Annotated in this window: 17 protein-coding genes; 4 read left to right on the top strand and 13 right to left on the bottom strand. The window is 71.1% G+C overall.

Annotated features, from left to right (window positions below; all coding sequences use genetic code 11):
* Positions 1-243: 243 nt before the first annotated feature.
* From OG218_RS17530 to OG218_RS17480, 11 genes are all read right to left on the bottom strand, one after another.
* Complete coding sequence (locus OG218_RS17530; RefSeq protein ID WP_328294518.1) at positions 244-600, bottom strand: histone-like nucleoid-structuring protein Lsr2; 357 nt, start codon at positions 598-600, stop codon at positions 244-246.
* Between the two features lie 119 nt (positions 601-719).
* Entirely contained in the window at positions 720-890 is a 171-nt protein-coding gene (locus OG218_RS17525) for a hypothetical protein (RefSeq protein ID WP_328294517.1), read from the bottom strand.
* A 43-nt stretch (positions 891-933) separates the two neighbouring features.
* The gene (lysS, locus tag OG218_RS17520; protein ID WP_328294516.1) at positions 934-2,469 is read right to left on the bottom strand and encodes a lysine--tRNA ligase; all 1,536 of its coding nucleotides are present in this window, start codon (positions 2,467-2,469) and stop codon (positions 934-936) included.
* Between the two features lie 19 nt (positions 2,470-2,488).
* On the bottom strand, positions 2,489-3,343 hold the full coding sequence (panC, locus tag OG218_RS17515) for a pantoate--beta-alanine ligase (protein WP_328294515.1): 855 nt from the start codon (positions 3,341-3,343) through the stop codon (positions 2,489-2,491).
* Positions 3,340-4,215 carry a Rossmann-like and DUF2520 domain-containing protein gene (locus OG218_RS17510; RefSeq protein ID WP_328294514.1) on the bottom strand — a complete coding sequence of 292 codons (876 nt, stop codon included), beginning with the start codon at positions 4,213-4,215 and terminating at the stop codon, positions 3,340-3,342. Before OG218_RS17510 ends, panC begins: the two co-directional genes overlap by 4 nt.
* Positions 4,216-4,335: 120 nt before the next feature.
* A complete protein-coding gene (locus OG218_RS17505) occupies positions 4,336-5,625 on the bottom strand; it encodes an NAD(P)H-dependent oxidoreductase (protein WP_328294513.1) in 1,290 nt (429 codons plus the stop codon).
* Complete coding sequence (locus OG218_RS17500) at positions 5,622-6,167, bottom strand: dTDP-4-dehydrorhamnose 3,5-epimerase family protein (RefSeq protein ID WP_328294512.1); 546 nt, start codon at positions 6,165-6,167, stop codon at positions 5,622-5,624. The genes OG218_RS17505 and OG218_RS17500 overlap by 4 nt, the downstream gene beginning before the upstream one ends.
* Positions 6,164-7,213: an NAD-dependent epimerase/dehydratase family protein gene (locus tag OG218_RS17495; protein WP_328294511.1), complete on the bottom strand. Its 1,050-nt coding sequence runs from the start codon at positions 7,211-7,213 to the stop codon at positions 6,164-6,166. Before OG218_RS17495 ends, OG218_RS17500 begins: the two co-directional genes overlap by 4 nt.
* 31 nt (positions 7,214-7,244) lie before the next feature.
* Entirely contained in the window at positions 7,245-8,072 is an 828-nt protein-coding gene (locus OG218_RS17490; RefSeq protein WP_328294510.1) for a glucose-1-phosphate cytidylyltransferase, read from the bottom strand.
* A 249-nt stretch (positions 8,073-8,321) separates the two neighbouring features.
* On the bottom strand, positions 8,322-9,470 hold the full coding sequence (locus OG218_RS17485) for a glycosyltransferase (RefSeq protein ID WP_328294509.1): 1,149 nt from the start codon (positions 9,468-9,470) through the stop codon (positions 8,322-8,324).
* Positions 9,467-10,564: a glycosyltransferase gene (locus tag OG218_RS17480; RefSeq protein WP_328294508.1), complete on the bottom strand. Its 1,098-nt coding sequence runs from the start codon at positions 10,562-10,564 to the stop codon at positions 9,467-9,469. The genes OG218_RS17485 and OG218_RS17480 overlap by 4 nt, the downstream gene beginning before the upstream one ends.
* A 506-nt stretch (positions 10,565-11,070) precedes the next feature.
* Here OG218_RS17480 and OG218_RS17475 point away from each other — a divergent pair.
* Positions 11,071-12,060 (top strand): glycosyltransferase family 2 protein, encoded by a 990-nt coding sequence (locus tag OG218_RS17475; RefSeq protein ID WP_328294507.1) that lies wholly within the window; start codon positions 11,071-11,073, stop codon positions 12,058-12,060.
* Positions 12,061-12,161: 101 nt separating this feature from the next.
* Here the strand turns inward: OG218_RS17475 and OG218_RS17470 are convergent, their stop codons facing one another.
* Positions 12,162-13,763 carry a malectin domain-containing carbohydrate-binding protein gene (locus OG218_RS17470; protein WP_328294506.1) on the bottom strand — a complete coding sequence of 534 codons (1,602 nt, stop codon included), beginning with the start codon at positions 13,761-13,763 and terminating at the stop codon, positions 12,162-12,164.
* Between the two features lie 235 nt (positions 13,764-13,998).
* Between OG218_RS17470 and OG218_RS17465 the strand changes: the two genes are divergently transcribed.
* The gene (locus OG218_RS17465; protein WP_328294505.1) at positions 13,999-14,829 is read left to right on the top strand and encodes a hypothetical protein; all 831 of its coding nucleotides are present in this window, start codon (positions 13,999-14,001) and stop codon (positions 14,827-14,829) included.
* A 168-nt stretch (positions 14,830-14,997) separates the two neighbouring features.
* On the opposite strand, the gene OG218_RS17460 is transcribed toward OG218_RS17465, so the two are convergent.
* A complete protein-coding gene (locus OG218_RS17460; protein WP_328294504.1) occupies positions 14,998-16,368 on the bottom strand; it encodes a hypothetical protein in 1,371 nt (456 codons plus the stop codon).
* A gap of 487 nt (positions 16,369-16,855) precedes the next feature.
* Here OG218_RS17460 and OG218_RS17455 point away from each other — a divergent pair, with 487 nt between their 5' ends.
* Both OG218_RS17455 and OG218_RS17450 read left to right on the top strand, forming a co-directional pair.
* Positions 16,856-18,337 (top strand): hypothetical protein, encoded by a 1,482-nt coding sequence (locus OG218_RS17455; RefSeq protein ID WP_328294503.1) that lies wholly within the window; start codon positions 16,856-16,858, stop codon positions 18,335-18,337.
* Positions 18,334-18,918: a serine O-acetyltransferase gene (locus tag OG218_RS17450; protein WP_328294502.1), complete on the top strand. Its 585-nt coding sequence runs from the start codon at positions 18,334-18,336 to the stop codon at positions 18,916-18,918. The genes OG218_RS17455 and OG218_RS17450 overlap by 4 nt, the downstream gene beginning before the upstream one ends.
* Positions 18,919-19,032 lie beyond the last annotated feature (114 nt).

Raw genomic sequence — 19,032 nt, 5'->3', positions numbered from 1 at the left:
GATGACCCTTCTGGGGGTGGACGTGCTGACGTCCCTCATCCTCACGGGCCGTGACCGGCCCCGGCATCCACCGATGGGTGCGGGACCCGTCCTGCCGAAGGTGCGAGCACGGACCCCGGCCCCGACCGCAGGGTGGCCCGGCGGTGCGCCGGACGACGGGAGGCCCCCGATCCCGTGCGCGGCACGAGGGCGGGGGCCTTCTGTTCGAACGGGTGGAGCGCCGCGCGTCAGCGGCGCTCCCTCCTAGTGGGCGTCGTCGTAGGCCTGGAGGATCTCGGCGGAGATGCGGCCGCGGTCGGAGACCGTGTAGCCGTTCTCGCGGGCCCAGGTGCGGACCTCGCCGGTGTCGCGGTCGGGACCGCTGCCGGCGGGCTTCGCGGCGGCGGGACGCGGCGTGCTCGAACGGCGACCGCCGGCGGCGCGACCGCTGACGCGGCGGGCGTGCCCGACCCAGGGGGCGAAGGCCTCGCGCAGTGCGGAGGCGTGCTCGTCGGAGAGGTCGATCTCGTAGTTGACCCCGTCGAGGGAGAAGGTCAACGTCTCCGAGGCGTCACCGTCGTCGATGTCGTCGACGAGGAGGACCTGCACCTTCTGCGCCATGAGTGGGCAACCTTTCACGAAGAATCAGTGCCCGAACGCGAAAGTGCGCCGGACCTGCATCACTCTGACGCATTCCGACGCACCGGGTCAAATCAACTCGCGAGAAAGGGAAAAGACGTTCAGGAAGGCCGGTCGGTGCCGTTCGCGCTTTCCGCCTTCGCGCGGCCCTCGGCCCGGACCTTCGCCTCGGCCGCCCGTTCACGCCGGTCGGCGTGCAGGATCGACCGCATCAGCAGCGCGAACAGGGCGCAGAGCCCGACGGACGGCAGCAGGGCGGCGAGGTAGTCCACGACCGCAAGCTTACGTCCGCCGGGCCACTCCGGCGTCCTGCGCTCAGCGGGGCTTGACCAGCGGGAACGTGATGGTTTCGCGGATCCCGAGGCCGGTGAAGGCCATCAGGAGGCGGTCGATGCCCATGCCCATGCCGCCCGTCGGCGGCATCCCGTGCTCCTGGGCCTGCAGGAAGTCCTCGTCGATGCGCATGGCCTCGTCGTCGCCGAGGTCGGCGAGGCGGGCCTGTTCCACGAACCGTTCCCGCTGCACGACGGGGTCGACGAGCTCGGAATACCCGGTGGCGAGCTCGAATCCGCGGACGTAGAGGTCCCACTTCTCCACGACACCTGGGAGTTCCCGGTGCGCACGCACCAGCGGCGACGTTTCGACGGGGAAGTCGCGGACGAACGTCGGGGAATGCAGGGAATCAGCGATCCGGTGTTCCCAGAGTTCCTCGACGAGCTTTCCGTGGGTCCAGCGCAACGCGTCGACACTGATTCCCAGGCGTTCCGCCACGGCGAGGAGGTGTTCCCGGGAGGTTTCCGGGGTGATCTCCTCCCCCAGGGACTCCGAGAGCGAGGGGTACATGGAGATGGCGGCCCATTCCCCGCCGAGGTCGTAGGCCGAACCGTCGGCGAGGGTGACCTGCTGGGTCCCGAACGCCTCGGTGGCGGCGTTCTGGATCAGGTCCTGCGTGAGCCGGCCGATCGAGTCGTAGTCGCCCCAGGCCTGGTAGGTCTCGAGCATCGCGAACTCGGGCGAGTGGGTGGAGTCGGCGCCCTCGTTGCGGAAGTTCCGGTTGATCTCGAAGACGCGTTCGATGCCGCCGACGACGCAGCGCTTGAGGAACAGCTCCGGCGCGATGCGCAGGTAGAGGTCGGTGTCGAACGCGTTCGAGTGCGTCACGAACGGACGCGCGCTGGCCCCGCCGTGCAGGGTCTGCAGCATCGGCGTCTCGACCTCGAGGAACCCGCGGTCCTCCAGCGTACGGCGCACCGCACGGACGACGTTCGAGCGCGCCCGGACGTTCGTGCGGGCCGCCTCGCGGACGATGAGGTCGACGTAGCGCTGCCGGACGCGGGTCTCCTCGGACAGTTCCTTGTGCAGGACGGGCAAGGGACGCAACGACTTCGAGGCCATCAGCCAGGAATCGGCGAGCACCGAGAGTTCCCCCCGCTTGGAGGAGATGACGTTGCCGCGCACGAAGACGATGTCGCCGAGGTCGACGTCGGACTTCCACGTCGCGAGGGCGTCCTCGCCGACGCCGTCGCGCGAGACCATGGCCTGCAGCCGGGTGCCGTCCCCCTCCTGCAGGGTCGCGAACACCAGTTTCCCGGTGCCGCGCAGGAACACCACGCGCCCGGTGATCCCGACCTGGTCGGTCGTCTCCTCGCCCGCCTCGAGGTGGGCGTACTGCTCGCGCAGCTGGGCGAGGGAGCCGGTGCGGGGCACCGAGACGGGGTACGCCTCACCTCCCGCGGCGAGGATGCGGTCGCGCTTCTCCCGCCGGACCCGCACCTGTTCGGGGGCGTCGTCGAAGTCCTCGTCGGGACCCTGCGCCGCGTCGGTCTGGTCCGGGGCCTGCGTGTCGCTCACGCCTCCAGGTTAGTCGGGATCAGTTGTCGGGTCGGCCCACGACGAGGGGGACGTTGTCGATCAGGCGCGTCGAACCCACCCGGGCCGCCACGGCGAGCAGCGCGTCCCCGCGGTAGTGCTCGCGCACGTCGGCGAGGTCGAGCGGGTCGACGAGGGCGAGGTAGTCGACGCGGGCAGCGGGTTCGGCGACGAGGACGTCGCGCGCGGCCCGGCGGACGGCGCTGGGCCCCTCGCTCGCGGCGGCCGCCCCGGCCGTGAGCGCCTTCTGCAGCACCAGCGCGACCTCGCGGTCGAAGGGGGTCAGGTAGCGGTTGCGACTCGACATGGCCAGACCGTCGCCCTCGCGCACGGTGGGGACGGCGACGACGTCCACCCCGAGGTCGAGGTCACGCACCATCCGGCGCACCAGCAGCAACTGCTGGGCGTCCTTCTGACCGAAGAACGCGAGGTCGGCGCGGGTGAGGTGGAACATCTTCGCGACGACGGTCAGGACCCCGTCGAAGTGGCCGGGACGACTCGCTCCCTCGAGGACCGTGCCGAGCGGTCCGGCGGCGACCCGGACGCCGGGATCACCGTCGGGGTAGACGACGTCGGGGCCGGGAGCGAACACGACGTCCGCACCGGCCGCCTCGGCCAGGCGCAGGTCGTCGTCGAGGGTGCGCGGGTAGCGGGCCAGGTCCTCCCCCGCCCCGAACTGCAGGGGGTTGAGGAAGATCGTGACGAGGACGGACGGGGCGCGGCGGCGAGCTTCGGCGATGAGCTCCGCGTGCCCGGCGTGCAGCGCGCCCATCGTCATGACGACGGCGACGGGCCCGTCGAGGGCCGAGCGGGCCGCGGCGAGTTCGGCGCGGGTCCGGGTGACGGTGAGGCTCACGGTTCTCCAGTTCGGTGCAGTTGCGTGCGCACGGCCTCGGCGAGCGCGGCGGTCAGCCTGCCCGACGCCTGCGCCCGGTCGGTCGCGACCCCCGCCAGCTGGACGTAGGTGGCCGCGGTCCGCGGGTCGTGGTCGGTGAGGACCCGCAGGTGGGTCGCGACGGTCCCCGCGTCGCCCCGGGCGACCGGTCCGGTGAGGGCCTCGTCGCCGTGGGCGAGCACGTTCTCGAGGGCGGCCTGCAGCAAGGGGCGCAGGACCCGTTCGGCGTTGTCCCCCACCGCGGCGCGGGCCGCGTCCAGGGCCTGCGCGACGAGGGTGACCAGGTGGTTCGACCCGTGGGCCAGGGCGGCGTGGTAGAGCGCGCGTTCCGCGTCGGCGACCGCGACGGGGGACGCGCCCCACTCGCGGACGAGGGCGTCGGCGACGGGCGCGAGGACGGCGGAGCTGGTGACCGCCACGGCCGCCCCGAGGAGGCGTTGCAGGTCCAGCGAGGTCCCGGTGAAGGTCATGGCGGGGTGCAGCGCGAGCGGGAGCGCCCCGTTCGCGGCGGCGGGGCCGAGGACCCCGGTGCCGTGCAGACCGCTGGTGTGCACGACGAGCTGACCGGCCCGGACGTTGCGGGCGAGGCGGCTGACGAGCGGTCCGAGGACGTCGTCGGGCACGGCGAACAGGACCAGGTCGGCCGCGAACGCGTCGCCCGGTTCGATCCAGGGGACGTCGGGCAGCAGGGCCTCGACGCGTTCGGCGTTCGCCCGGGTCCGCGCGGAGACGCCGGTGATCCGGTGTCCCGCGGCCCGCAACGCGGCCCCCAGGACGGGCCCGACCCGGCCTGCGCCGACCACGGCGACGTCGAGCCTGCCTGCGGAGTTCACGTCCGGAACCCTAACCCTCCGGCCCCGGACGCACGACGGCCCCGGGTTCGGGTCGTGGACGCACCGCACCCGTAGGTTCGCCACGATGCGTCCACGACCCGAACCCGGGGCCGACGGGGGTCAGCTCCCGAGCAGGGCGGCCTGTTCCGCGCGGAGGGCGTCGATGAGACGGCCTTCCGGCAGGATCACGTCGTCGTAGGTCAGGACCTGGTCCTTCTTCACGTCGTTCTTGAGGACGCAGCCCTCGGCGACACCCATCGGCAGCAGGTTCTGCGCCTTGGTCGCCGCGTAGGTCTCGGCCACGCCGTAGGTGTCGTACCCGCCGAGGCGGTCGATCTCCCGGCCCGCGGCGAGGTCGGTCTTGGCCGTGGTGACGACCTCGACCTTCACCTCGTCACCGGGGACGATCGTGGCGTCGGCGAACAGCACCGCACGGGCCACCGTGAGGGGGACCTCGAAGTGGCACAGGTGGTACGGCGTGTAGAACGAGTACAGCGGCCCGGTGCCGAGCTTGTACAGGTTCAGGTAGTGCTGCTGCTTCGGGTCGTCGTGGGTGCCGAGGACGTAGACCCCGGGGCCCGGCTTGGAACCCACGACGTAGTCGACGACGCCGCCGAGTTCCTTCAGCGCCTCCACGTCGTACATGGTCGTCAGCTCGTCGACGTGACCGCGGTGGTCGGCCCCGCGCATGCCGCGCTTCTCGATCGAGAACCCCGCCGCGTTGGCGACCAGCGCCTGCTCGAACGACACCTTCGTGCCGTCGGCGAAGCTCGTCACCATGTAGGGGTCCTGACCCCACTGCTTGGCGAACCCCTCCTGGGTGGTGGGGTTGCGGTACTCGTCCTGCAGACCCTTGATGTTCCCCGACACCAGCGGCGTGACGCCGATGGAGCGCACGAAGCGGATGAGGTTCATCTGGACGCCGGGCTGGTCGCCGTCGCAGCCGGTGTAGATGACCCCGGCCTTCTCGGCGCGGGTGCGCAGCGCGAGGCCGGCGGTCCCGTCGACCTCGGCGTTGAGCAGGACGATGTGCTTTCCCGCCTCGATCGCGCGGACGACGACGTGCGCGCCGTACTCGGTGTTCCCGGTCGCCTCGACGACGGCCTCGACCTGGCCCGCGTCGACGACGGCCTCGTAGGAACCCGACACGACGGGCTTCCCGGCGGAGATGGCCCGGTCCACGGCGGCGGCGTCGTCGGCCTCGACCACGCCGGTGACCCCGGCCTGCTCGTAGGCGTCACGGGCCTTCGACACGGTCCGGTTGGCGATCGCGACGAGTTCCATGCCCGGCACGGAGTTCACGACCTGGTTGACGAAGCCGCGGCCCATGAACCCGGCACCGACGAGCGCGACCCGGATGGGGCGCCCCTCGGCCTGGCGCTGCTGGAGCGCCTTGTCGACGATGATCAAGAGAGCACCGCCCCGTCCGCGAGCAGCGTCCAGGACGCGTCCTTGTCGCTGATGACGGCCACGTCGCGCACCCAGGGCAGGGCGAGCTCGGGGTCGTCGAAGCGCAGACCGCGTTCGGTGCCCGGGGTGTAGCTCTGGCTCACCTGGTAGGTGACCTCGGCGCCGTCGGTCAGCGTGAGGTACCCGTGGGCGAAGTACTCCGGGACGTAGAGCGCACGACGGTTCGCGGCGGAGAGCTCCACCGCGACGTGCTGGAACCGCGTCGGGGAGTCCGGGCGCAGGTCGACGATGATGTCCTGGATGGCGCCGGCGGTGCAGCGCACCAGCTTCGCCTCCGGGGCCGGGTCGACCTGGGTGTGCATCCCGCGCAGCGTCCCGGCCTTGTGGTTGAAGGACAGGTTGCACTGCTCGACGGCCGGGTTCAGGCCGGCTTCGAGGAACTCGTCGCGGCAGAAGGACCGGGCGAAGAACCCGCGGTCGTCCGCGCGCTCCTCGAGGTCGATGATCGCGACGCCCTCGATGTGCGTGGTCTGGATCTTCACCGGGTGATCCCCGAGACCGGCTGCGTGCGCCAGAAGAGTTCCTTGTCCAGCTGCTCGGTGCGGATGAGGTGCTCGAGCTGCTTGAGGCGGGTGTGCCCCTTGCCCTTGAACGTCTCCTCGTCCAGGTCGATGGCCCGGAAGACGTCGATGAGCTGCTGGGCGCCCTTGTCGGCGTTCCAGTCGCAGGAGAAGCCCTCGAGGGTCGAGTGGATCTTGTCGAAGTTCACCTTGTAGCTGCGGTTGTCGCCGTTGTTGCTGGCGCCGAAGGTGATCTCGGCCTCGGGCAGCGCGCGGCCGACGGCCTCGGCGATCTCGCGGACCCGGTAGACCTGCTCGGAGTCGCCCACGTTGAAGATCTGGTTGTGGATCGCCTCGCGCGGGGCGTCGAGCACCGCGCGGATCGACTTGGCGATGTCGAGGCCGTGGACCAGCGGACGCCAGGGCGAACCGTCGGAGGTCATGGCGATCTTGCCGGTGGTGTAGGCGAGGCCGGCGAGGTTGTTCAGCACGATGTCGAAGCGCTGCCGGGGCGAGGCGCCGTAGGCGGTCGCGTTGCGCATGAACACCGGCGAGAAGTCGTCGTCGGCCAGCGGCGCGACGTCGCGTTCGACGAGGGCCTTGCACTCGGCGTAGGCCGTCTGCGGGTTGACCGCGGAGGTCTCGTCGACGGTGTCCTCGGCCACGCCGTAGACGGAGCAGCTCGACATGTAGACGAAGCGCTGCACCCCCGCCTGCTTGGCGATCTCGGCGAGGCGGACCGAACCCTTGTGGTTCACCACGTAGGTGACGTCGGGGATCAGCTCACCGAGGGGGTCGTTGGACAGCTCCGCCATGTGCACGACGGCGTCGGCGCCCGCGAGGTCCTCGACGGTGACGTGGCGGATGTCCTTGGCCAGGGTCTCGACCGAGGCGGTGACGCCGTTGTAGAGCCAGCCCTGCTTGTAGTAGCCGGTGTCGATGCCGAGCACCGAGTGGCCGGACTCGAGCAGGGTGGGGGCGAGCAGGGCGCCGAGGTAACCCTCGGTCCCGGTGACGACGATCTTCACAGCAGTTCTCCGGTTCCTAGAAGGGGGTTTCTCAGTCTTCCCAGGTCTTCCACGGCGCCTTGCCGGAGTCCCAGAGCTTGTTGAACTCGGTCCACTCCCGGAAGGTGTCCATGCCCAGCCAGTAGCCCTCGTGCTGGGAGACCGTCAGCTGGCCGTCGCGGGCGACGGTCTGCAGCGGCTTCTGCTCGAGCATCATGTCCGGGTCGTCCTCGAGGTACTTGTCCGCGAACGCGCGGTCGAAGACGAAGAACCCGCCGTTGACCCAGCCGTCGGCCAGCGTCGGCTTCTCGTTGAACTCGCTGACGGTGTCGCCGGTGACGTGCATCTCGCCGTAGCGGGAGCTCGGGTGCACCGCGGTGACGGTGGCCAGGCGGCCGCCGGCCTCGTGGTCGCGCAGGGTCTTGGCGATGTCGACGTCGCCGAGCCCGTCGCCGTAGGTGAGGACGAACTTGTCGGCGGTCAGGTGCTGCTCGACGCGCTTGATGCGGGCGGCCGTCGCGGTGGTCAGACCGGTCTCGACGAAGGTGATCTCCCAGTCCTCCTGCACACCGTTGGTGTGGAAGGTCGGGTCGTCCTGGGTGGACAGGTTCAGCGTGAAGTCGCCGGCGTTGAGCCGGTAGTCGAGGAAGTAGCGCTTGATCATGTCGCTCTTGTAGCCCAGGCACAGGACGAACTTGCGGAAGCCGTAGGAGCTGTAGAGCTTCATGATGTGCCAGAGGATCGGGCGACCGCCGATGTCCACCAGCGGCTTCGGCAGCTTCTCGCTGGCCTCGCGCAGTCGGGTGCCCATGCCACCGCAGAGGATGACGACGGGGATCTCGGACACGGGCGTCTGCGACGTGCTGGCGGTTTCGGTCATGTCTTTCCCTCACTCGGAACCGGATCGGTTGCGTCTCGTCGACGCCTGCCCCACCTCGTCGGGGAGGCGGCGTCACACGTGGGGGAAGTCACCCGTGGTGCGAGGGGAACGTTCACCGGTGGCGGTCCGAACCCCCCACGAATCCGTGCCACCGGTTTCCCCGTCGAGGTGCTGACGCGAGGCTACTACAGCGACTCGAACACGGAGCGTGAACTTCCCCGGAGTGGGCTAACGCCCCTCTCTTGCGCCTCAAACACCACGAAGAGCAGACAACACATCACGCAGAGGAGTCATCGCGGTCTCCCACGAGAACGACTGCGCCACGTCGGCAGCGGCCGCGCCGAGCTTGGCCGCCTGCTCCGGATCGGTGAACAACTCGACCAGGGCCGCGGCGAACGCGTCCGCGCCGTCGGCCACGCGGAGCACCGCACGGTGTTCCTCCAGCCCCTCCAGGCCCAGGCTGGTGGTGACGACGGCCCGGCCGCGGGACAGCGCCTCGACGAGTTTGATCTTCGTACCGCCCCCCGAGAGCAGCGGCACGACGCACACGTCGGCCCGCTCGTAGAACGGGTCGACGGAGTCGACGTCGGAGTGGAACTCCACCCCGTCCGGCTCGCCGGCCGGACGCGGGTGCGCGGCGCTCAGACCGCGACCCACGGCGAGGAACCGCGCCTGGGGGACGCCGGCCAGGACCTTCGGCCAGACCTCGTCGAGGAACCAGCGCAGCGCGGCCTTGTTGGGGCCGTAGTCGAGGGCACCGACGAACAGCGCCGTCCGCGCACCCGGCGGGAGCGTCGGCACGTGCTGCGCACTGGTGACGCCGTTGGGCACGAAGGTGCTGGCGATCCCGCGGGCGGCGAGGACCTCCTGGTCCCGTCGGCTGCAGGCCGTGACGTGCTCGGCGCGGCGGGCCGTCGCGAACTCGAACCGGGCGAACCGCGCCACCTCGGGGGCGAGCACGCTGGCCGCGAGCGGCTTCTCGGTGCGCAACCTGCGGGCGATGAGGTCGGACTCGACGTTGTGCAGGTCGAGGACGTCGATGCGCACGTCGGTCGGCACGTTGACCGCCATCTGCGGGAAGTCGACGTGCACGACGTCGCCGGAGCGGACGCCGATCGCGAGCAGGTCGTGGATCCGGCGCGAGAACCACTTCCCCGCGAACAGCGAGCCCTTCAGGACCGCGGCGGGTGTGGGACGTGGGGCCGCGACCTCGTGGACCTTCACGTGCGCCGGCAGCACCTCGCGCCACCCGGGCCAGGTGTCGAAACCCACCACGTGGACCTCGCCGAACACCTGCGCGTACACGTCGATCACGGCCCGGATGCGCTGGCGCCCACCGGAGTCCGTGCTCGCGGGGAGCTGCTTGGCGACCACCCAGGCCGTGCGGGGAGAACTCACCTGCTGCGCTTCTTCCAGGCTCCGCTGCGCGACCGGCCGAGCGCCCGCGGGATGGACAGGGCGAAGATGACCGGCGGCATGCCGACGGCCTGACCGAGGACCCGCAACGGAGCCGCCGCCCTGCCCTGGAGCTTGTCGCCCTTGAGGTAGGCCGCGACCGAGACGGCCTCGGCGAGCAGGAACGCCTGGCTGAACCGGCTCCGGGGCCGGGCCAGGCAGGCCGCGGTCAGCGTGAGCTGCGCGGCAGGGCCCAGCGTGGAACGCCAGCCCTTGTGCATCGCGAAGTGCAGGAACTTGTCGTCTCCCGACACGAACGAGCGGCGGAAACCCCAGAACAGCCGCAGCTGCCCGCTCATGATGCGCACGCGGCGCTCGAGCTGGTCGTTGCGCGGGGCGGAGTCCTCGACGGCCACGCACTCCGGCACCACGCCGACGTTCAGCCCACGACGGGCGAAGTCGAAGGCGAGGAAGAGGTCGTCGTTGAGGACGGACCTCGGGATGGGCCGGAAGGACTCCCGGCGCAGCGCCACGGCCTCACCCACGAGCGCGAGGGACCCACCGCGACCGGCCTCGGTCTGCTTGATCCAGTTCTCGTAGCGCCAGTACAGACCCTCGTCCTGGGCGCCGGACTCCTTGCGGACCCCGGACGCGAGGTGCAGGTCGGTGGCGACGCGGTCGATGAGCGCGCGCAGCCCCTCCCCCGGCACGAAGGCGTTCGCGTCGAGCAGGACGACGATGTCAGCCTTGGAGTTCTCGATGCCGCGGTTGACCGCGGCGGCCTTGCCGGCACGCTGCGCGGACCAGTCGACCCGGCAGCCGAGTTCCTCGGCGACGGCGCGGGTCTTCTCGTCCTCGTCCACGACGATGGTGATGCGGTCCAGCGGCACGCCCTCGCCCAGCAGCTGCGGGACGGTCTCGGCGAGGATGCTCGACTCACCGAACGCCGGGATGAGGACGTCGACGTCGTCCCACGTCCAGTCGGCCTCACCGGGCTTCGGACGGTACGGACTGCGCGGCGCGATGCGCTCGCTGGCCAGCAGGTACAGCGGGTACATCACGTGCCCCGCGAAGGACATGACGGTGAGTGCTCCCACCGCAGGACTCGGACGACGCAGCTTCACGCGTGGTTCCCCCCAAAACAGCCGTCGAGGCCGGTGAGACCCGTCGACCGTGCCGGTCGTCGGACCCCCCTCACCACCCCCGTGGTCCCCACGCTGTTCGCGGGGTGTTCGGCGCATTCTTGCAAGGGCGTCCCGGCCAGGCAACAACGGCTTACGTGTTCTACTCATCACGCACAGTAGTTTCACGACGTTTCCGAGAGCGTTCCGTCGCAAGCCATGACAAAGCGTGAGACATGTTTTACAGCGAGTTAGTTTTTCTAGAAGAACTTCCACCGGAGAATTCGCAGAACCACCCGTTCGCCACCCTGCGTCACCCTCACGGGTCCCCGACCGGGGGGTCCACACTGGATCGCGGCGCCCCGCTCGGCGACGATGCATCCGTTCCCGGGTGCCGGACACCGGCGCGGGGGCACGGGGGATCGACGATGGGGGGACTCGGTGGGGATTCGATGGGGACGGGGACGAACGTGAGCTCGCACGTGACGCAGACCAGGGGCGGGACGATGGACGAGGCGACGGAGAGCGCGGGCCGCGAGGACGGCGGAGGGGTGCTCACCCACGACGTGGAACTGGTGCTCGTCAGCTACCGCAGCGCCCACCAGATCCGCGCCCTCCTCGAGAACCTGCCCGAGGAGCTCCCCGTCGTCGTGGTCGACAACGCCTCCGACGTGGACGGGTTGTCGCAGTTGCCGGCGCAGCGTCGCAACACCCGCTACGTCGACTCCGGGGGCGGGAAGGGTTTCGCCCGTGCCGCCAACATGGGGGCGCGGACCTCGACCCACGAGTTCGTGGTGTTCGGCAACCCCGACTCCCGCCCCACCTTGGAGCACCTGCAGACCCTGGTGGCCGACGTCGCCGGTGACGCGACCCTGGCCGCTTCGGCCGCGACGATGGCCGGCGTCAACGGGAAGGTGGAACTCGGCGTCGGCGGCTGGGAACCCACCGCGGCCCGCGCGCTGGTCCACGCCGCGGGCCTGCACAAGGTGTTCCCCCGGGCCGGGCTCTACGCGAAACCCGCCCCCGGCGAACTCCTCGAGGTCGACTGGACGACGGGTGCGTGCATGGCCGTCCGACGCAGCACGTTCCTCGCGCTCGGGTGCTTCGACGAGGACTTCTACGTCTACAACGAGGACATGATGTTCGGTCGCAGCGCCCGCGCCGCCGGCCTGCACGAGAAGCTGCGCACCGACGTCATCGTCCCGCACGCCGCCGGGGGGTCCGGCGCCCCGTCCCTGGAGATGCTGCGCCTGCGCGGCGCCGCCATGCGTCGCTACCTCGGCCGCCACCACGGCGCCGCGACCGTGAACGGGATCAGTTCCGTCCTCGCCCTGGGCTACGCGGTGCGGACCGTGCAGTGCCGGGTCCTGCGCCGCACCGACCGCGCGGACCAGCACTGGGCCTACGTCAAGGGTGTGACCACCGGTCGCGCCAGCGTCGCCGGTCGCGTCGTGATGGAACGGCTGAAGTAACCGCTCCGTCCCGCCGGGAACGCAGGAGCGCCCCCGTCGACCAGGTCTCCCTGGTCGACGGGGGCGCTCTCACGTCGGACGACGGTCCGGCGCGGCAGGACTCAGAAGAGTTCCTTGTACTTCGCCGCCGAGTTCGGCATGCGGGACCCACCGTTGAGCAGCCAGCGGTGGTTGTCGATGTCGCAGTTGAACTGGACCTCGTAGGCGAGCTGACCGGCGCCGGTCCCGGCGTTGGCCTTGAAGAAGTCGTACATGCCCTGGACGAAACCGGGCGAGTCACCGTCGTCGGCGTTGCCCGACCACTCCGACACCGACAGCGGCAGACCCTGGCTCTTCGCGAAGGCGAGGTGGGCGTTGATGCCCTTGGGGGCGCCGTAGCCGTCCTTGTCCCAGGACTGCGCGTTGAACTGGTCCACGGTGGCCGCGTAGGGCCAGTTGTTGTAGTAGTCGACCGACAGGACGTCGACGTACTGCTTGCCGGGGAAGAAGTTCGTCCAGTTCATGCCCGGGCCGTTGGACTCCTTGTTCACCGAGAAGACGAGCTTCGCCTCGGGGAAGATCTGCTGCTGCAGAGCGCGGTAGCGCTTCCAGGAGGTCATGAAGTCCTGGTAGTTGTTCTTGTTCACGCTCCAGGAGAACCAGTAGCCGTTCATCTCGTGGGCGAAGCGGATGTACATGGTTCCCTGGCGACCGGCCCAGAGCGACTTCAGCTTGGTCAGCGAGGCCGCCCAGCGGGCGTCGTAGCGACCACTGGCGGCCTGCGACCAGGTTTCGCCGGAGTCGATCCCGCCGACGGCCATGTCCATGGAACCGTTCCAGTTGCCGTACTCGGCGCCCTTCCACAGCGTGTAGAAGTTCGCGGAGTTGTCGGCGTTGCCGGCCCAGCTGGAGACGATGTCGAGGTTGCTGCCGCGCCAGTTCCCGAACTGCCCGTCGGCCGCACCGACGCCCGAGGAACCGGACATCCACTCGTGGCCGGAGGCGTTCCGGGTCGGGCCGGGGGCGACGGGAGGAGTGGTGGGGGGCGTCGTCACGGGGGGCGTCGTCACGGGGGGCGTCGTCACGGGGGGCGTCGTCACCGGAGGCAGCGTCACCGGAGGCAGCGTCACCGGAGGCAGCGTCGGGGTCGGGTTCGACGGACGCGGCGTCCCGCTCACCGCACCGGAGTTCTCGACGAGGATCGCGCTCACGGTGGCGTAGTTGCGGGTCTGGGAGAACCCGAGGTTCAGGGTCCCGTCGTCGACCTTGACGGTGAAGGACTTGTTCAGGGCGACGTTCTTTCCGACCTCGGCGAAGATGTCGAGGTTCGAGATGACGTTCTGACCCTCCGCGGTGACCGAGAACACGCGGGCGCCACGCTGCGACCAGTAGGTCTCGGCGGTCTTCAGCGTCACCTTGTAGGTGCCGTTGGCGACGGGGGCGCTCCACCCGGTCATGCCGTAGTGCTCGGACTGGAACAGCTTGTCGTTCGTGGTGCCCGCGATGTCGACGCCGGTGGTGTTGGGGTTCTGCCAGCCACCGGCGAAACCGCTGTCCGCGTTCCAGACCTTGCCGGCGGAGTCGGTGAAGGAGCTCTTCAGGGTGCTGACGCGCACCACACCGCTGTCGGCCGCGTTCGCGGCGGAGACGCCGGCGGCGGTGAGACCGCTCGCGACGGTGGCGATGGCGGCCGTGGACAACAGGAACTTCGAAACCTTGCTCATGGGGTGGATCAACCTCGCTGTGGTCATGGCGCCGTCCGCAGGAGGGGAGCGGAGGAACCGTGTTGGCCCGTTCGGGGTGACACCTGACCCATCGGTGCGAGTGCCGGGATCCTTGAGCAGAAATTTTCCCGGAACCTGTAACGCAGGGGCCCGGGGTAGCGATGAGCATGCCCGTCCGGTGATCACGGGTGAGCGGGCAACCCGTCGGGACGTCCCCGATCGGTACCATCGGACGGTGAGACTTCACGTCGTCTACCGCTCGCACGGCGGGGAGAACAGCAAGGGTCGCCCGTCCTGGTACAGCAAGCGGGTGGGACTCGCGTCCTTCTGCGCCGCGGTGGCCGCGGCCCGCGCGCAGCGTCCGGACGCCGACGTCGAGGTGGTGTTCCTCAACGACGGTCCCGTCCCGGGCGACCGCCTCGAGCTGATGCAGCTCTGGGGCGACCCGGTGAGCTTCGAGGGCGGGTCCAACCGGCGCAGCTACCTGGCGGCGCTGGCGCTGCCGCGCCGCCGCTCCTGGGCGGCGCAAGACGTCCTGCTGCTCGCCGAGGACGACTACCTGTGGCGGCCGGAGGCGCTGGTGGCCCTGGTCGACGCCGTGAGCGACCCCGCGCACGCCCACGCCGACTACTTCGCGCCCTACGGCGAGGAGGTCGAGGACACCGGCCTGCCGGCGCGCTGGACCCCACTGGTGAGCACCACCAGCACCTTCGCGGCCCGCGTCCGCGCCGTCCGCGAGGACGAACGGCTGCTGCAGCTGTGCGCGCTCTCGGGCGGGAACTTCGACTACGCGAGCTGCCTGACGCTGCAGGGCCGGCGGCGCTTCACGCTGCGCGAGCTGCTGGAGCACCACGACCCGGCCGAGGGCACGGCGGCGTGGAGGTCGGCGCTGCGGCGCGGGTACCTGTTCGGGATGCGTGCGGCCGTCGACCTGCGCTCGCTGCGCCGCCCCTCGCGGCGGCGGGTGCTGCTGGGCGCCGAGCCCGCCCTGGCCACCCACATGGAGCTCGGCTGGATCGCCCCCGGCCCGTGGGAGGAGATCGCCGCCGCCGGCGCCCCCTCCTGAGCCGCGCGGGTCGGGATCGTTGGCGCCAACCATCCCGCCGAGCGACACCGTTGGCGCCAACCATCCCGCCCAGTGACACGGTTGGCGCCAACGATCCCGACCGGGCGCACGACGAAGGGCCCGGCCCCACCTGGATCAGGTGGGGCCGGGCCCTTCGGGCGTCACGGCTCAGCCGCGGCGGGAGACCTCGGGGGTCTGGGGCTGCGGCGGGGCGACGGGGCGCTGACGCAGCGGTTCGCTGCGCTCGCCGGAGGCCGGCGTCCCGTTGCCGGTGTCCCCGACGACGACCTGGGCGACGACGGCCGGGGCCGCGATCGAGAGCTGCGCGAGGGTCCGGCTGATGACCTCGGCGCGCGGTTCGGCCTCGATCTGGACGAGGACCGCGTCGACCTCGCCGGCGACGGCGAACGCCACCGGGGAGTTCACGACGGATCCGCCGACGAAGATCACCAGGTAGCCGGCCTCGACGAGGTGGCGGACACCGGCGCCGACGACGTGCGGCTGCAGCGAGCGGGCGTCCAGCGGCAGGACGCCGACGACGGCACCGCCGCCGATGACCCACGGGTGGATCTCGTCGCTCCAGCGGCGCTCGGGCAGGATGCGCTGCTCGGTGCCGGCCACGGGGGCGCCGAAGGCGGCCAGACGGGAACCGCCCTCGTCGGCGTCGACCAGCACGACCCGGCGCCCGGCGCGGGCCGCGGAGGCGGCCAGACCGGTCGCGAGCGCCCCGGCGTTCCCGGTGGCGGCGGTCACCAGCACGCTGGAGACCTCCAGGCGCGGGGTGCGCAGGTGGCCCAGGTGCTGCAGGCCGACGAGGACGATCCCGGCGTTGCGGGACTCCACGGAGTTCTGGTCGCCGATGCCGCGACCGCGCGGGACGGCGTTCCAGCGACCGAGCTCGGCGATGCCCTCCAGCGGAGGGGTGTCGACGCGCTGGTTGAGGTGCGCGCGCCACGCCACGGCCCCCGAGGCGGCGAAGAGGCCGACGAGGAAGGCCAGGGCCGCGATCTGCCAGGCGTACGGCGGTGCCGCGGCGGTCGGCACCGTGGCGGCGTCGAGCACCGAGATGCCGTTGCCGTAGGCGCTGGCGTTGAGGTTGATCGTCTGCTGCTGCGCCCGGTCGGTGCCCACGGCGGTCAGCGCGGCGGTGGTGGCCTGCTGCACCTTCTGCGTGTTCACCGTCTGGTAGGCGGTCGCGACGGCGTCGGCGATGGTCGCCGCGTCCTGGGGGTCCGTGGCCGTCGCGGTCACGGTGATCTGGTTCGACTCGTCGACGGCGACGATCTCGAGGCCGTCCTTGAAGGTCGAGCGCAGGTCCGTCGCCAGCGTGCCCTGGGCGACGGAGAGGACGGTCTCGGAGCTGGCGACCGCGGCCTGCAGGGTCGCCCACTTCGTGGGGTCACCCAGCGAGGACGCGTTCGACGTCGTCGGGTCGTAGGGCCGGTCCTTCGACAGCGTGATGGTCGACGTCGCCGCGTACGACGGGGTCAACAACTGCGACGGCAGGACGTAGCCGAGGACGGCCATGAGGACGGCCACCACCAGGATCTTCCACCGTTGACGGCTGATGGCACCCCACGCACCAGAACCGCTCCGGACGTGCGAGCTCGTTGTCACCGACTACCAGTCCCTTCCCAGACGTGACGCAAGGACTGCGCCCCCCTCAACGCAACGACCCGGCTTCACCCGCGGCCCCCACCGCCCGTTACCCGGTGCTGAGTGCCCCCTACGTCGTGTGATCAGGCACACGACGACCGCTGCGCGCGCCACTATTGCACCTCCCACCGGGGCTTGTCGGGCGTTGTCACGCAGGCGGCCGAACGGGGGTGAGAGCACTGCTGCGAACGTGTGAAGTTGTCACGGAGGGCCCCCCGACGGGCGGGTGCACCGGCCCGAGGCGACCCTCGCCGGACGTCGCGCCGCCTAGCATGAGGCACCGCGGGGGGACCGCGAACGGCTGCGTCGGGGGGCGCACCGGAGGAACGGGGGGACGACGCGTGAGCGAGCAGACAGCCGGTGTGACCGCGTGAGCGACGCGCTGCAGCGGAGCACCGGCGTCACACCGGCGTTCCCGACGGTGCGTCCGGCCCGGCCGGGCCTGCCGGGTCGGGTCAGCCCGGGTGTGCCCGGCGCGACGGCGGACGCGCTCGACCCCGACGCCCGTCTCGTGCGCCGGCGCCGCTCCGACGGCCCCCGCACGACGAGCACGGCCGACGCGCGCGTGATGGTCGGCATGACGATCGTGATCGTGGCGCTCACCGTGCTGCAGCGGGTGGCGCTGCCCCTGGGCTCACCGGTCCCGGTGACCATCCCGATCGTCGCCGCCGTCCTCGGCTACCTGGCCTACCACGGTCTGGTCCGCGACGACGGTGCCGCGGTGCGCACCTACGTCCTGGCCATGACCGCACTGGCGGTCTTCGCCCTCGTCGACGTCGTCTGGCGCGGGACGGGGGCCCTGACCTCGCTGATGCTGCTGGTGGTGACGTGGGCCGCCCTCTGCTTCCGGGTCGACGAACGTCGCCTGCACCTCTTCCCGCGGGTGCAGCAGCGGTTCGAGGCGTTCATGCTCGTCTTCGCCGTCATCGGCATCCTGCAGATGCTGACGCAGTTCGCCGGGGTCTGGGGCTACGTCGACTACGTGCGCCAGGTCGTCCCGGGGAACCTGCTCTTCCAGGGCTACAACACGTCGTACCCGATCGAGTACGGCTCCCCCGTCATCAAGGCCAACGCGTTCGTGTTCGTCGAGCCGTCGGTGTTCTCGCAGTTCCTGGCCCTGGCCCTGCTCTCGGTGCTGAGCCGGGGCCGCCAGTACTGGCGGGTCCTCGTCTTCGGCGTCGCGCTGGTCTGCACCGTCACCGGGACGGGGTTCATGGTCCTGGGCTTCGGGCTCGTCGTCCTCGCGCTGCGTCGGGGCGGGCTGTGGGCGCTGCGCGCCGGCATCGTGCTGGGCGTCGCCGCGGTCGTCGCGCTGCTCACCCCGATCGGGCCGATCCTGCTGAGCCGCACCGGTGAGGCCGGTCAGACGAACTCCTCCGGGAGCCTGCGCTTCGTGCAGCCCTACGAGTACCTGCTGCAGCGCTGGTCCAGCGACCCGTGGTCGATCGTGACGGGCCTCGGGCCGGGGATGGCCGACCGCATCTCCGACCAGATCTTCGCCGCGACGGGGCTGCCGATCAGCTTCGCCGGCGGGGTCAAGCTGATCCTCGAGTACGGGGTGCCCGCCTCCGTGCTCGCCGGGGTGTTCCTCTACGTCGCCGTCGTGCGCCGTTCCCCCGCGCCGACCGTCGCGCTGGCCGCGATCTTCCTCAACGCCGTGACGAGCTCGAGCTTCCTGGCGGCGAACATCTTCTACGTCCTGCTGCCGATGGCCGTGCTCTTCGTCGGCCGCCGCACCGAGCTCTCGACGCGCGAGGAGCGACAGCTCGAACGCGAGCACGAGACGGAGCTGCGCACCGCGCGGCCCACCCCCTGGATCCCGAGCAGCCCCCCGACCGGAGGAACCCGTTGAGCCGTCGTCCCCTCGCCCGGTTGCGCGGCGACCTGGAGCACATGGTCGAACCGCAGGGTCGCTCGACCGGGGCCTGGTTGCCCGACGTGGTGGCCCGCGTCGCGCTGGTGCCGCGGGTCCGCGCGGTCGTGCAGCTGCGCCTCGCCCAGGCCGTCGCACCGCGGTTCATGCCGGCGGCGCACCTGCTGCAGGCGCGCACCCTGCGCTCGGCCGGGGCGGAGATCTCCCCGTTCGCCGAGATCGGCCCGGGGCTCTGCCTCATGCACTCCACCGGGATCGTCATCGGCCCGGACGTGCGGATCGGGCGCGGTCTGCGGATCTACCAGAACGTCACCCTCGGCGACGGTTCGACGCCGGGTCAGCCCGTCGTCGGTGACGACGTCACCATCGGCGCGGGGGCCTGCGTCCTCGGCGGCGTCCGCGTCGGCGACCGCGCCGTCATCGGGGCCAACGCCGTCGTGACCCGTGACGTCCCCGCCGACAGCGTCGCGACGGGCGCGCCCGCGGTCTCCCGTCCCCGCCGCCCGGGGATGGACCCGCGCCTCGACGAGCTCGCCGGACCCCGGCCCGCCACCGTCTGACCGGTCTCCTCCGACGTCTCGTGAAGCCCCCTCCGGTCCGACCCGGAGGGGGCTTCGTGCTGTCCCCCGGCGCCGACGCACGGGGGGACGCCGGAGGCCCCGCCCCCGGGACCG

The organism is Kineococcus sp. NBC_00420, assembly GCF_036021035.1.
Classification (GTDB): Bacteria; Actinomycetota; Actinomycetes; order Actinomycetales; family Kineococcaceae; genus Kineococcus.
This window is presented reverse-complemented; position numbering and strand designations above follow the sequence as displayed.